Annotated in this window: 10 protein-coding genes, 1 tRNA gene, 1 pseudogene and 1 CRISPR repeat array; of the genes and pseudogenes, 7 read left to right on the top strand and 5 right to left on the bottom strand. The window is 37.4% G+C overall.

Features of this window, described 5'->3' with window-relative positions; all coding sequences use genetic code 11:
• The first annotated feature begins 2 nt into the window (after positions 1-2).
• Positions 3-794 carry a S1/P1 nuclease gene (locus L0951_RS07275; RefSeq protein WP_234110568.1) on the top strand — a complete coding sequence of 264 codons (792 nt, stop codon included), beginning with the start codon at positions 3-5 and terminating at the stop codon, positions 792-794.
• Here the strand turns inward: L0951_RS07275 and L0951_RS07270 are convergent.
• Together L0951_RS07270 and mnmD are read right to left on the bottom strand one after the other, a co-directional pair.
• Positions 789-1,205 carry an NUDIX domain-containing protein gene (locus L0951_RS07270; protein ID WP_234110567.1) on the bottom strand — a complete coding sequence of 139 codons (417 nt, stop codon included), beginning with the start codon at positions 1,203-1,205 and terminating at the stop codon, positions 789-791. The two genes, L0951_RS07275 and L0951_RS07270, sit on opposite strands and share 6 nt — an antisense overlap.
• A gap of 90 nt (positions 1,206-1,295) precedes the next feature.
• Entirely contained in the window at positions 1,296-1,973 is a 678-nt protein-coding gene (mnmD, locus tag L0951_RS07265; protein ID WP_234110566.1) for a tRNA (5-methylaminomethyl-2-thiouridine)(34)-methyltransferase MnmD, read from the bottom strand.
• 84 nt (positions 1,974-2,057) lie between these two features.
• Here mnmD and L0951_RS07260 point away from each other — a divergent pair, with 84 nt between their 5' ends.
• The 6 genes and pseudogenes from L0951_RS07260 to L0951_RS07235 all read left to right on the top strand — a co-directional run.
• Positions 2,058-3,131: a branched-chain amino acid aminotransferase gene (locus L0951_RS07260; RefSeq protein WP_234110565.1), complete on the top strand. Its 1,074-nt coding sequence runs from the start codon at positions 2,058-2,060 to the stop codon at positions 3,129-3,131.
• Positions 3,132-3,225: 94 nt separating this feature from the next.
• Positions 3,226-3,735: an FKBP-type peptidyl-prolyl cis-trans isomerase gene (locus tag L0951_RS07255; RefSeq protein ID WP_234110564.1), complete on the top strand. Its 510-nt coding sequence runs from the start codon at positions 3,226-3,228 to the stop codon at positions 3,733-3,735.
• An 83-nt stretch (positions 3,736-3,818) separates the two neighbouring features.
• Positions 3,819-4,871, top strand: coding sequence for a peptidylprolyl isomerase (locus tag L0951_RS07250; RefSeq protein ID WP_234110563.1), 1,053 nt, complete (start codon positions 3,819-3,821; stop codon positions 4,869-4,871).
• A gap of 158 nt (positions 4,872-5,029) precedes the next feature.
• Positions 5,030-5,111: transfer RNA gene (locus tag L0951_RS07245), tRNA-Leu, on the top strand.
• 384 nt (positions 5,112-5,495) lie between these two features.
• Positions 5,496-6,059: a hypothetical protein gene (locus L0951_RS07240; protein ID WP_234110562.1), complete on the top strand. Its 564-nt coding sequence runs from the start codon at positions 5,496-5,498 to the stop codon at positions 6,057-6,059.
• A 639-nt stretch (positions 6,060-6,698) separates the two neighbouring features.
• Positions 6,699-6,743, top strand: a pseudogene (locus L0951_RS07235) (hypothetical protein); the annotation flags it as partial.
• A gap of 44 nt (positions 6,744-6,787) precedes the next feature.
• Positions 6,788-9,069: a CRISPR direct-repeat array (repeat unit 47 nt; unit sequence GTTGTGAATTGCTTTCAAAATTTATTAACTTCGTGACACGACACAAC).
• 158 nt (positions 9,070-9,227) lie between these two features.
• Here L0951_RS07235 and cas2 read toward each other — a convergent pair.
• From cas2 to cas9, 3 genes are read right to left on the bottom strand one after another with little or no spacing between them, the layout of a single operon-like run.
• Positions 9,228-9,566 carry a CRISPR-associated endonuclease Cas2 gene (gene cas2, locus L0951_RS07230; protein WP_234110561.1) on the bottom strand — a complete coding sequence of 113 codons (339 nt, stop codon included), beginning with the start codon at positions 9,564-9,566 and terminating at the stop codon, positions 9,228-9,230.
• Between the two features lie 35 nt (positions 9,567-9,601).
• The gene (gene cas1, locus L0951_RS07225) at positions 9,602-10,495 is read right to left on the bottom strand and encodes a type II CRISPR-associated endonuclease Cas1 (protein ID WP_234110560.1); all 894 of its coding nucleotides are present in this window, start codon (positions 10,493-10,495) and stop codon (positions 9,602-9,604) included.
• Complete coding sequence (cas9, locus tag L0951_RS07220) at positions 10,495-14,916, bottom strand: type II CRISPR RNA-guided endonuclease Cas9 (protein ID WP_234110559.1); 4,422 nt, start codon at positions 14,914-14,916, stop codon at positions 10,495-10,497. Before cas9 ends, cas1 begins: the two co-directional genes overlap by 1 nt.
• Between the last annotated feature and the right edge of the window lie 152 nt (positions 14,917-15,068).

Below are 15,068 nucleotides of genomic sequence, written 5' to 3'. Positions count from 1 at the left end.
TCATGAATAAACTGATATCCAACCTCATTTTGATCACTGCGTTCCTCACCTTCAATTTTGGTTATTCCTGGGGAACCACGGGACACAGAATCGTTGCAGAGATTGCAGAAAATCACCTTTCAGGCCATGCGAAAAGGCAGCTCAAAAAAATTATTGGCGGGCAAAAACTGGCTTATTGGGCAAACTGGCCGGATTACATTAAAGCGGATACCACCGGAGTTTGGAAACCCACCGAGAAATGGCATTATGTGAACATCAATCCGCAACCCAACCGGAAAACGTTCACCGACTCTCTGATTGCTCAATCGGGACCGAATCTCTATACCCAGATTAAAACGCTTTCAGCGCAAATCAAAGACAAAAACACCTCCAAAAAAGATAAAGAAATTGCTCTGCGGTTCTTGATCCATCTGGTAGGAGACTTGGCGCAACCGCTTCATGTGGGGAGAGCAGAAGATTTAGGGGGAAATACCATCAAATTAAAATTTTTTGGGGACAACACCAACCTTCATTCGCTTTGGGACAGCAAATTGGTCGATTCTCAGAAATATAGTTTTTCGGAATATGCCAGGGTTTTGGATGTGAAATCAAAAGAAGAAAACCGCCAGATCCAATCGGGATCACTGGAAGACTGGTTCTTTGACAGCCACCAGATGGCCAACAGGATTTATTCGCAAACTGCGGCCGGCACCTCCTATTCTTATGATTACAACTACAAATTTCAGCCCTTATTGGAGCGGCAACTGCTTTACGGTGGACTGAGGCTCGCTAAAATCCTGAACGAAGTTTTATAAAAACCTTTCCTTCAGTTTCTCAAAAACAATCTTATCTATGGGAAGCGGAAACGGATTTTCGTCTTGCTGAATGGGCACCCATTCAATTCTTTCAATACAGGGATCCATCAGCAGAAATTCATCTTTATCGATGATTTCCACCAGATAATAAATGGTAAGCAGCTGCTCGTTATCCCGAAAACGCGAAACCAGAAAATCTTCCTGGGTATAGAGATGGTCAATGACCCGGATTTTGCAGTTCAATTCTTCGGCAAACTCGCGGTGAAGACAGTCAAGCGCGCCTTCGCCCAATTCCAGACCACCTCCCGGAAGCTTCATCAGATGTTCGCCGGCATATTCCTCATGCAGTGCCAGAACTCTTTGGTCCTTTACTGCTGCAGCATAAACCCTCACGTTTATTTTATCTATCATTTCAGATTTTTTTCTTCAAATTTATAAAATGTTTCGGGATACCGGATTCACGATCTGTGTTCAACTCAAAATCATCATCACACCAACACATCACCGCATCAGAACCGCATTGATCATTTCTCTTTTTCCAGGCGGTCCGTCCTTTTTCTCCACTTTAAAATCAAGTTCCTGCAAAATCCTGCGAACGCTTCCTTTCGACGCATAAGTGGTCAAAAGTCCGCCCTGTTCCATTTTGTCTGCCACCATTTCAAAAAGCGGCTTTTCCCACAGATCCGGCTGAACCCGTGCACCGAAACAATCATAGTAAACAAGGTCAATTGGCGGCAGATCCAGGTTCTTCAGCTCAAAAAAATCACATTGGTATTTGGTGAAAAAGAAGTTCGGCAAGATTTCATGCTTCACATTCCATGCACACTGGTGGAGTTTCTGATAATATTCGTTCATCTTCGGTTCATCAAAAAATGAATCATATCCCAATTCCTTAACTTCCGATTCATTTACGGGATATTTTTCGATCGTGAAATATTGAACAACATGATTTTTGTCATTTTTCAAAAACTCATCAATTGTCACCAAAACATTAAGACCTGTTCCAAAACCAAGTTCTAAAATATTAATTTCGGAATCATATTTTAATTTTAATCCATTTTTTATAAATACATGTTGCGCTTCCTGCATTGCACCATGATGAGAATGATAATTTTCATTCAAATCATTGATATATAACGTTTTACTACCATCCGAGGTTACTTTAACTTCTCTTTTCATGACAAATTTTTTCAAATTTAGCTTAAAATTTTTATATTTAAAAAATTATATTAAATTTGTAGAATACCAACAAAAATTTTAGAAATGATAATTCAAAAATCTACAAATCCGAGAATTTCAAGCTTTGATCCCAATAACTTCTCTTTCGGAAATACCTTTACCGACCACATGGTGATCTGCGAGTACGAAAACGGAAAATGGGGTGAAGTAAAAATTGTTCCCTACGGACCGCTGCCGTTCACTCCTGCAATGATGGGGGTTAATTATGGGCAGGCTTGTTTCGAAGGCATGAAGGCCTATAAAGATAAAGACGGACAGGTTTTTTTATTCAGACCTGAAAAGAACTTCTCCAGAATCAATAAATCTGCAACCAGACTCGCAATGCCTGAAGTGACCGAAGAAATGTTCTTGGACGGGCTGAAAGCTTTGGTGGACCTGGACAGAGCATGGATTCCTGAAGGGGAAGGAATGTCCTTATACATTCGTCCGCTGATTTTCGCCACCGAAGAAGCTTTGAAGGCTAGAATCTCCAACAAATACCTGTTCGCAATCGTGGCAACGCCCGCGAAAAGTTACTATACTGCACCGGTCTCTGTGAAAATCTCTGATCATTACTCCAGATCTGCAAATGGCGGTGTAGGTTTTGCAAAAGCTGCCGGAAATTATGCCGCTTCCTTCTATCCTACCCAATTGGCAAACGAAGAAGGTTATGAGCAAATCATCTGGACAGACGATTCCACCCACGAATATTTCGAAGAAAGTGGAACCATGAACGTTTTCGTGAGAATCAATGATACGATTTACACGCCGCCAACTTCAGAAAAAATCCTGGACGGCGTTACCAGAGACAGCTTCCTTCAATTGGCCAAGAGAAGAGGAATCGAGGTAAAGGTAGAACCCATTGCAGTGAAATCCGTGATTGAGGCCCAGAGAAACGGAACACTAAAAGAAGTATGGGGAGTGGGAACAGCAGTGGTAACCAGTCTTTTCCAGGCAATTGGATACAATGGCGAAAAACTGGAATTGCCGAAACTTTCAGATGAAGAAAGTTTCGCACTGACTTTGCAGAAAGACTTGGTCGATATTCAAACCAACAAGGCAGAAGATCCTTTTGGATGGAGGGTTTTGGTGGAAAAAAATGTGATGGAAACCGTTTAAGAACTTACATTCAATGCAAAATCCGGTAAACTGTTTTGCCGGATTTTTCGTTTTCTGATGTAATCTGAATTGTGTATTTTCGCAGAAGTTTTTTATGAAAAAATTAATTGCATTTTCGGTTCTCGCTTTTTTGGGCTGTACACAGCCAAATCCTCCGCATCCACCTGTTGGAGGTTTCTTGAGTGAGACGGATTTGAACACCTCGAAAAACAGGTCGAAGAATTTAAACCAAACTGAAAGACTGCAGATCCAGGACTGGATCAGGGGACAGAACGAAAAATTCTATCCAATGGGCATGAATTACTGGGTCAATATTGAAAATCTGGGCTCCAGAACAAAAAAATCAGATGGTGAAAGCATTTCCTACGAATATTACATCTATGATTTTGACCAGGTGAAACTTTATGACCTGCCGAAAAAAAAACTTAACGTGCAGTTCGGGAAATTTGAAGAATTGAAAGCGGTTGAAGATGTTTTGAGGTATCTGGAAAAAAATCAACAGGCCACCATTCTGGTCCCGTCCGTACTGGCGTATGGAACTTATGGCGACAATGACAAAATCGCAAACGACATCCCCTTAATCATTAAAGTAAAAGTACTATAAGATAGAAATATATGATAAAGAAGAGTTTTTTAATTGCTTTAGCGGCAATCACTTTAACCAATTGTACACCAATTTATAAAAAAATGAACGTAGACAAAGAAACTTACGAAGGCCTGAAAGACGGACTTTATGCCAACTTCCAAACTTCAAAAGGAAGTATGATCGTGAAATTTGAAGACCGGAAAGCTCCGGTCACCGTGGCTAATTTCATCGGTTTGGCAGAGGGAAAAATAGACAACACCGCAAAAGCAAAGGGAGTTCCCTATTATGACGGAACTATTTTCCACCGCGTGATCAAAGATTTCATGATCCAGGGAGGTGATCCACAGGGAACCGGAATGGGTGATCCGGGTTATAAATTTGACGACGAAAGAAACGACCTGCAACACACGGGAAAAGGAATCCTTTCCATGGCCAACTCCGGTCCCAACACAAACGGTTCGCAATTCTTCATCACTGAAGTGGCAACTCCCTGGCTGGACGGAAAGCACACCATTTTCGGAGAAGTGGTCAAAGGACAAAACGTGATTGACGAAATCGCCAACGTGGAAAAAGGACCGCAGGACAAACCCAAAACAGACGTGGTTTTAGAAAAAGTTTCCGTGTTCAGTAAAGGGGACGCCTATAAAAATTATGATGCGGCAAAAACCTTTAACGAAGGAAAAGCAAAAATTCAGGAAAACAACAGGGTGATTCTGGAAAAAATAGAAGCGGAACAAAAAAGAAAGGAAGACGAATTTGCCGCCAACCAGCAAAAATTCGTGGATCAGATGAAAGAAGGAATGCAGAGCACCCCATCCGGATTGTACTACAAAATCACCAAAACCACTGATGGTGTGAAACCAAATCCGGGAGAAAAAGTTTCGGTTCATTATGCAGGAAGATTGGTTGATGGAACCGAGTTCGATTCTTCCTTCAAAAGAAATCAGCCGATCGAAATCCCAATCGGCGTTGGTCAGGTCATCAAAGGCTGGGACGAAGGCATCATGCTTTTAAAGGAAGGGGAAACAGCTACCTTATTGATCCCTTCAGAACTTGGCTATGGTTCCAGAGGTGCAGGTGGAGTCATTCCGCCAAACGCTTGGCTCGTTTTCGATGTGGAACTGGTTCACGTGAAAAGCAACGCTACAAAATAATGGGCATTTCATTTCTGAAATTAAAACACCTCCATTGCGGGGTGTTTTTTTTTGGCCGATACCCGGGAAGAGCCAAATTTTCCGGCCAGATACCGACTATTTTTTTTTTGAAAAATATCCATATTATTTTTCAAAATTGTTAACTTTGCCGCAATCAAGCCCGAATGGTGAAATTGGTAGACACGCTCGTTTCAGGTGCGGGTGCTTCACGGCTTGCAGGTTCGAGTCCTGTTTCGGGCACAAAAGTAAAATGCAACACGCTTATAAATAAGGTGTTGCGTTTTTGTTTTTAGCCTTCGTGTATTGGTTTTGTATTGCTAGGCAAATACGGTTGTTGTTGATTGAAAATTTACCAATACTCGTTCCGGCTAATACAAATATATTAAATTTTAAGGAATTAAGTTTCTTCAACATCCTAAATGTGAACTTTCTTTACCCTCTAACTTTGAGGTATTTCATAATTCTATGAGTAAGCCATCAGAATGGACTCTTTCACAAAATCGTGAAATCGATGGCTCTCAACAAATTTGGCGATATTTACGATTTTCACCATTCGTTCTTTGAAATGAAAATAATCATTTTAAAATTTAAGTAAAAGGGTTTATCTTTATAAAAAATTACACAATGAGAAAACTATTTTCAATATTACTTTTCCTAAGTAGTATTGTTTTATCCGCCCAAATTACGGAGACTAGCGTTGAGAAAATATTAGAGGAACGCCGACTAAAAGTAGATTCACTTGCTACAGAAGTTGATAAACTTCAAATAATCGACACTCAATTGAATTTCCTGACGGAGGCTCTGGAAGCAATATCACCGATCGTTAAAGATGTTTTGAGTTTGGATAATTTTAGTAATCCGGCCATACAAAAAACTCTCATCAAGCCCTTAGCTGAAAAATATTACAGTGCATTTAACTATGAATCTGAAGGTAAAAAAGGTAATTCATTGAAATACGGCTTTGTTAATAAAGAGGATTTCAGTGCACATTACAAAATAGTTGAAGCACTACTGTTAAGTAAAATTGTAATGCAGCAATATTCTGTACTTCTGGATTATCACAAAAAATCACTGCAAAGAACGGAGGACTACATTAACCGAAATTTAAAAGCATTAGGCATATCCCGTGCGGATTATGATAATTTAAGTGAAAATGATGCTATAATTTTACAAAAACAATTCAAGTAAAATTTCACTACAAAAAACCTCCACTGCTTCGGGACAATGGAGGTTTAACCAAGATACGGAAGGCTTAAAGCCACTTCCGGTGTGAATTTAATTAATAATTTTTGACTGTCGAAATATTACAGGGATTTGCGGATATACTCGGAAAGTTGTATCGAATTTAAAAGCGGGAATTTGTTGATATAGTCAGAAAGTAGGCACCCATTTTTATCAGGGGATTTGCGGATATAATCACCAAGTAGCCATCCTAATTCCTTCTGGATTTAAGGGCAGATTAGCCTTTTGGAAAAAGACCAGTGAGAAACATGGAGGCTGCGTGAGAAAAAGTTAACGGACGGAAATTTCCGTTGGTTAGTTACATTGAAACTGTGGAAGGAATTCTAAATGTGGGAAAATCCCACATTATAAAATCGAAACAGGGAAAAGGAGCCAAAGCGAACCTGTACAAAGATTTATCGCCACAGCTTCCAAAATTTTAAATATCGGAATTTCCGACATTATAAAATCAAAGAGAGGTAACTACGAGAAATTAGGCATGGACGAGATTTCGGCCATGGACTATAGGGCAGATAACGGTCAGATTTATAGAGAAATGCTTCTCACCAAAATGCAAACAATGGATTTAATGACTGGATTCAACGAATGTTTGAATATGGATTCTCGGAAAATGTTGATTATCAAGTTTTACTCAAAAATGAGTATAACCCAAATGGAGGAAGACCGAAGACTGATTTTGCACTAGCTTTCAAAATTTATTAACTTCGTGACACGACACAACTGATGATCATGATTAACGAATTGCTTTCAGGTTGTGAATTGCTTTCAAAATTTATTAACTTCGTGACACGACACAACTTTAGCTTTCAACTCCTCGTAATCTGCTTCGTTGTGAATTGCTTTCAAAATTTATTAACTTCGTGACACGACACAACGAAACTTGATTTTTTGATTTTTTCAATTCAGTTGTGAATTGCTTTCAAAATTTATTAACTTCGTGACACGACACAACCTTGTTCGGCGCATAAACCTGCATTTTATGGTTGTGAATTGCTTTCAAAATTTATTAACTTCGTGACACGACACAACCTTAGTTTTGTCTATTTCTAATCCGTCGGCGTTGTGAATTGCTTTCAAAATTTATTAACTTCGTGACACGACACAACATCCAGGGAGATGTTACCTCCCAAGCTTCCGTTGTGAATTGCTTTCAAAATTTATTAACTTCGTGACACGACACAACTCGAAGGATTTTCATCTGAAGCAAATTGAAGTTGTGAATTGCTTTCAAAATTTATTAACTTCGTGACACGACACAACCACAACCAGTAACCGCCCGATTTTAGCAGGGTTGTGAATTGCTTTCAAAATTTATTAACTTCGTGACACGACACAACTTCTGTTAACTGTTGTTTATTGAATCAATAGTTGTGAATTGCTTTCAAAATTTATTAACTTCGTGACACGACACAACGAAGATGAATTGACAAAGCAGAAAGGAGGAGTTGTGAATTGCTTTCAAAATTTATTAACTTCGTGACACGACACAACAATTTGATTTGATATTAAATTCTAACTGCTGTTGTGAATTGCTTTCAAAATTTATTAACTTCGTGACACGACACAACTCTCTTTTTTCAGCTTCTGTGTGTGCCGCAGTTGTGAATTGCTTTCAAAATTTATTAACTTCGTGACACGACACAACTGCATGTCATCGGACAGCACAGGCGATCTTGTTGTGAATTGCTTTCAAAATTTATTAACTTCGTGACACGACACAACAGAATATTCCAAGTTTCCTTCCTCGATCTAGTTGTGAATTGCTTTCAAAATTTATTAACTTCGTGACACGACACAACTTAAATTTAGACTTGGAATCAATTGACAGTGTTGTGAATTGCTTTCAAAATTTATTAACTTCGTGACACGACACAACAATTAGGCAGTTCTGCACCTTCAGCAATAAGTTGTGAATTGCTTTCAAAATTTATTAACTTCGTGACACGACACAACACAAACGCAAATTTGTGGGGTTAAAGTAAAGTTGTGAATTGCTTTCAAAATTTATTAACTTCGTGACACGACACAACCCAAATTTGAATGGTTACGACCGTCCCTTGGTTGTGAATTGCTTTCAAAATTTATTAACTTCGTGACACGACACAACTTTGACGGGTCGATTTCAGAACAAAAACTTGTTGTGAATTGCTTTCAAAATTTATTAACTTCGTGACACGACACAACGAATTTGCTCCATTTGGTGTGTAAGGATAAGTTGTGAATTGCTTTCAAAATTTATTAACTTCGTGACACGACACAACCGGACAAGTTTCGTGGACATACGGCAGACAGTTGTGAATTGCTTTCAAAATTTATTAACTTCGTGACACGACACAACTCGAACTAAAATGGAAACAACAATCAATCTGTTGTGAATTGCTTTCAAAATTTATTAACTTCGTGACACGACACAACTCCTGCAATATGTCAAAGCTGTGCATAGCTGTTGTGAATTGCTTTCAAAATTTATTAACTTCGTGACACGACACAACAAAATAGACTTTTTTGTCTTTTTTGTCATAGTTGTGAATTGCTTTCAAAATTTATTAACTTCGTGACACGACACAACAATCTCTACCCACTCAGGCTAGAGAGAGTGGTTGTGAATTGCTTTCAAAATTTATTAACTTCGTGACACGACACAACAAATGATAGAGGATCACATAGCTGTCCTCTGTTGTGAATTGCTTTCAAAATTTATTAACTTCGTGACACGACACAACGCTAGGCTAGATCCCTGCACTCCCCCTGCCAGTTGTGAATTGCTTTCAAAATTTATTAACTTCGTGACACGACACAACCTGTGTGACATTTCAGGGGATGCTTTTGCTGTTGTGAATTGCTTTCAAAATTTATTAACTTCGTGACACGACACAACAACAAACAGAGCAGGATGTATAGTGATTTAAGTTGTGAATTGCTTTCAAAATTTATTAACTTCGTGACACGACACAACCTCAATCTAAAAAACCTCCTGAAAATGGAGGTTTTAAGAGGTTTTTCAGGAATAAATTTTAACCATTTTTTCTTTGCGCATTATTTGCCATGTATGCTTTTTCTGGATTCTAATCTTAAATTAAGCAATGAATTCGGAATGTATTTCACCAATGTTCATCAAAAAAGTTCAAGCTGTTGGTACAAAGGTGGAGGATCTTCTTTGCTTCTTGCATAAAAAAGCTCTATCTCGCCAAATTGTTTGTCGGTGATTTTCATGATGGCCACCTTGCCATATTTTGGGAGCCAGCCTTTCACCCGCTTGATATGCACATCCGCATTTTCCCGGCTGGGACAATGGCGTGTATAAATTGAAAACTGGAAGAGCGCAAATCCATCGTCCTCCAGTCTTTTCCGGAACAAATTGGCAGCACGCTGCATCGCTTTCGTTTCCGTCGGCAAATCGTATAAAACCATGACCCACATAATCCGGTAAGCATTAAATCTTTCGGAATCCATCGTTTATAATTGATAGATGTTGAACGACACTGATATTATATAAATTCGGGATAAGAGAGCAGTCTCTTTTCGCCGGTATAACATTTATAAAGTGAACTGGCCGTGGCTTTCACCGCCACCATCAAGGGTCTTGTCAATCCATCTATTTTCAGATCCTTTGTGGCAATCTGTAAAACATAGGCCTTAAATTCCCTGGTCAATTCTTCAGATTCCGGATAAACTTTCAGCCATTCCATCACCATAAAATCAACAAATGGACGGTAGGGTTCCATGAGGTCATCCGCCAAACAATAGGGATTGTATTTATTCTTGTGGAAAATCCCCAAAACAGGAAGCAATCCAGTCTCCACCAAAGATCTGGCGACAATGCTCCGCAAAACTGAATATCCGAAATTGAAAAACTGGTTGGGCGATTCCCCAAAACGTTCACGCAGGAAATCCAATGAAATCAGGTACTTCCAGTAATGTTGCGCTGCGATTCCCTCCATATTGGTACTGTCGCCGCTTTTCACATTTCGCAGATATTCGTTCATCGGTTCATAATAATTTCCGAGCCGGATCAGTACTTCTTTCTGATTTTCAATCTTACACTCCACCGTCTGTTTCCAAAGCTGCTTCTTCAAAGGTTCACTTGCTTCCAGCTGGTCCTTCAAACGCTGCGAATGCTCAGTGTGTCCAAACATGGGAAGCATGATTCCGTGTGGAAGATGGAAAGCATCGCAACTGATGACCACCACATTATTCCCCATCATTTTTTGGATCAGCTGATGCGAAATCGTTATTTGAAAATGATCGAGCATCAGTAAGCCCAAATCTTCTACCGGAACCTTTCCCTTCACTTCATTGGTCTCCGGCTCCAAAATATACATTTGGTTGTCTTTCAGTTTCAGATAGGCGGGATTGCCGATGTAGATGGAACGGAAGAGCATTACCTTATAACTTTAATGATTCTTCCTAGACGAGTAGTTTCTAATTTCCAACATATGGATTTCACTTGCTTACCATCAATAGTATTTTCCATCTTATTTAAAGAAGTAAATTCAAACTTATTAGCAATAGAGCTTGCCACTTCTGATTTCACAAAAAAGCATTGAGTTCCCGAAGAACTCACCATTTTGTAAATCCTGCTAATTTGCTCTTTAGTCAAATCTTCAAAGTTCACTAATGCAGTATTAACTCTTTCCTCTTCAGTTGGAACATACACCAAGTCTTGTGGTGATAATGAATATAGAAGATCATTGCCTTTCTCGTTTGTTTCAGGAACTGCACTCAATCCTTGTTTTAAGCGTTCCACAACAATGTTAAAAGCAATCGTATCGAAAACTCTTTTGCCCTCCTCATCTATATAAATTCCAAAAAATAAGTTCGTTCCTTTTGCGGCTTCTACATATTTTTCGGTCTTATTCCCCGTTTCACCCAAGGGAAATTTACTGCCTGTTTCAAAAATTCTTACTTTGAAAATTGGTTTATGTGCTACTCCATCATTATATTTCTCAATATTTTGGTTCATTTCTTCAATACCTTCCGGTGAGAATGCTAACTCAGAATTGTATTCTTTATATTCTAAATAATTTTTGAGAATCTTCTGAATGCCGGTATCGGTTATACTCTCAATTGTTTTTAAAGTAAATGATATATCTATCAATTTCCGTGTTGCTGTAAGAATTTTGCCTCTTGGAACTTTAATTCTTGGTAAATCAACTTTTGCAGATACGGTTTCTTTGTGTAACGATTTTCGTATAGCCCAATTATCACCCTTTGTTTGCTTTACAAAGACCTTTTTACCTTCATCATTATACTTTTGATAATAATTTACAGTCTTGTTGATAATTCTTTGGTTTTGCTTGAAACTGATAATTGTTGTTTCTAACCTGTCTTTTGCATCTTTGGTGAAATTTTGCCAAGGTTTCTTGAATGTCCATTTATAATTTTTAGGATTATCAGAATTGAAATTTTTATCACATAAATCCCTCCTTAAGTCTTCCCTTGCTTTCTGAAATTTTTCCCTGTACTCTTCTTGCGTATAAAATTTCTTTTTGTAACTATCGTCTAGAGCACTTTGATTATTGAGATAATTGATATGATTTCTGGTGGTGCAGGCAATAACCAAAGCATCCAGAGAATGGTGGCGGTGATCTATTCTTTTTTTCTGAAAACCTTTTTCCAAATGCAGTGGTACTGTTGGCAAAACTTTCTGATACTTTTCGTTATAAGTTGTAAAATCATTTGAGTTCGTCATTTCGTTTAACCTGATAAACCGCGGTAAAATCAAATCATTCCAAATATCATTTAAACCCCAGTCATTTTTTAGTTCAGAGGTTATTTTTCCAGTTACCGGTAATACATTTTTGGAATTTACACCATCATCTTTTCCATCTTCACTTCTTACAATATTGGATAACAGTTGCATCACCAATTTGCTGATATAGCGGGTATCATTTAATTGCCTTTCAATCATTTTTTCAGGAACTTCTTCCAAAAGTAATTTGGCTTTCTTTGCTCTGTTTTTTGAATAATGGAGGTCGATGAAATCCCGATAATCATTTTCATTAAGAATCGGCACTTTTTTACCAAAATCTAATTCTACTATTTCACCACCACAATTCTTGATAAACTCTAAACCCAACTGATTATCTTTCCGCTTATTTACAGCACTTTCACAGATAACTTTGTTTGAAAAACCATCGTCAAAAAATCTACTTTGCGGAATGATATGTTCAATTTCATATTCTGTTGTGAAGAGTTTACTTAAAGGAATCATTTGCCCTGTATATGGCGATTTATATTTCTGTTCCAGCCACAGTTTATATCGTTGGAGCTGCGAAGTCGTAGGTTGTGCGGTAACAGATATTTTCAGAATTTCATCGGGAATTTCAGTTTCAGAACTTAAAGCGCCTTCTTCATAAATCTTCAGAATTTCCTGTTGCATCGGTGAAAACGGGCGAACATTTTCTACGCCTTCATTCAACAATTCCGTGAGCAAAAGTTTGATTCTTAAATTGGTATTTTCATTCTTGGTATGATTTGCCGAAATTCTCTTGCGTTCATCTGCAGAATTTCTCAAATCCCTTCCCAGTTCAATATGAATTTCATTAAAGAAATCTTTGTCACCATTACCATAATCCTTCCAAATATCACGTACTACACGCAGTGTTTCGGTGACCAGCTGTTCAACAATTGGATTCCGCAAAGAATGTTGTTTAAATTCATCCAAATATTTTTCTAAATCTTCAACCGAATTCCATTTCGTTGCATCACCTTCGGAGTGTTTATTATAAACCGCATAACTTGCCTGATAAGTGTTCAATCCCTGGTTGAATGAACGATTTTTAAATTTCATAAAACTTTTTAAAACTGGCTTCAAAATGTCATCGTCCGAAATTTCTTGCAGTTTCTTTTCTTCGTAATTAATACTTTCAATACGCTCTTTTATAGATGTCAACCTTCTTTGGGTTTCGGCATCAATATTTTCTTCTTTCCAATATTTTCCCATTCTCATCAGAGGCAGAAGTTTTTTGATTGCTTTTAAAGAATACGAAGAATAATCACTTTTGAAGGGTGGGAATTTTTTGAAGTTCTCTACAAATTGTTCGGCATCAATATCATTTTTTTTTGCAAACGTGTTGAGTGCTTTTTCATATTCAATTTTATCAGTTACCGAATAGATGATGTGCCACAGTTTTTCCAAAATTTCCGAAGTCAAAAATTCACCGGGCAATTGCTCAATTTTCTCCAAACGGTTCTTAATCATCGCATTCGTTTCACCCATTGGATAAAATTTAGATTCATCCTTCTCGCTGTCGTAAACATAATTCCACCGGTACTCTTTGGCTTTTGTAGAAATTTGCTTCGGCTTTAAATCTTCATATTTCCTTTTTATCAAATATTCTAAAAGTGCTTTATGATCTACTTCTTTTCTGTTCCACAAGAAATCAAAAAGTTGGTCATAATCATCTATAGATGATAAAAAGTTAAAGGTAACCTCCTCATCAGAAAGTTTATCATAAATTTTCAAATTCTGGATCCACTGCCATATCCTGAACTCCTGAAATAGTGGGTGAGAACGGGAAATTGTTTTTAAATGATCTTTTATTTTCACCCCATTTTTCGCGTATTCCCTGTATTCTAATTTACAATCGCCAATATTATGTTTTTGACTTTTGAGTGGTCTTTGATAAAAAAGAATATCCTCTATGAATAGGTAAACGAAATCTTTAGTTTTCAGCAACTTTTGCCGTTCTTCATTCCTTGGGTACAGTTCGTCGACACAGGAATTTAAAAGATTCCTTTCTTTCAGTTCAGCATGAAACTCGGTTTGCTTTTTTAAAATCTTTGTAATTTCTTCTTTATAGAATTTTCGCTCTATGGTTCTTACCAATTTACCTTTAATTTTCTGTGAAGGATTATCCAATAATGCATCATAAATATATTCCCCAACTGTTTTTTGAGAATTATCAATTTCGTTTTCTGTTTTTTTCTTCAACAATGTCCAATCATCTTCATTTGGTGCCCGGAAACTTCTTTTCTCTTTGCCTTCTTTGTCAGTTTTTATACTACCATCTTCATTCAAATCAGTAGTTACAATAAAGTCACGCACTTTGTTTTTCCAGTCGAATAATGGGTATTTACTTTCTCTTCTGTAAATCCACCCATTTTCTAAAATAATACTATACCATATCTTATCAGTACCCTTTCTTTGTTCATCAGCAATTACATCAACAATTTCTAAGGAGAAAAACTCAACAAGTTTATTTGGATTTTCTTCTTCCTCTTCACCGCGGAGTTGGTAATAGCCGCGCTTCTGATTAAAATTAAGAATAATCCATGCGAGTTCTTCTTTTTGAATTTTTTGCGAAAGTGCTTTTTTTCTTAAATAATAAATGGTCCAGTCATAAGGAATTTTCTTGCTGCTAGAAAGCAATTCTGGATGCTCTCTCTGAAATTCTTTGAGCATCTCTTCGAAAGAATTTTTAAAAATAAATTGATGATTATCATCATAAACTAATTTAGGTTCGGTTCCAGGTAGGAATTTGCCTAATCTATTTTCGAAATCAATTTTATTTGAGTAATGATCGGGAAGAAAATCTAAAATATTTAATAGTCTATGCAAACGCTCTCTTCTCAGAAGATTTCTTTCTCGTAATCTTCGCACACTTCGATAATCCGTTCTTGCAGAAGTTTGTGTTTTGGACGGAGTTCCTGAGCCAAAATTATCCATCACATCCTGTGTCATGGGAATTATCCTACTTCCGATTCCAAGAATTCTGCCTTGTTTCGTTTCAAAATTTTGTTTGATTAATGCCCAGCCAATCGAATTTGTTCCAAGGTCTAAACCGAGTATTGTTTTCATAATAAATTTTGAATTAAAATTAAATTAATTATAAGAAATAAGATTACGGAAAGCCGTAATTTGTTAATAATTTTAACAGAGAGATATTACTACCTCTCTGTTTCATTAAAAAGAAAGCAATTCACAACTAACCTTTAAGTCATATATCTTTG

Source organism: Chryseobacterium sp. R2A-55 (genome assembly GCF_021401085.1).
GTDB lineage: Bacteria > Bacteroidota > Bacteroidia > Flavobacteriales > Weeksellaceae > Kaistella.
This window is presented reverse-complemented; position numbering and strand designations above follow the sequence as displayed.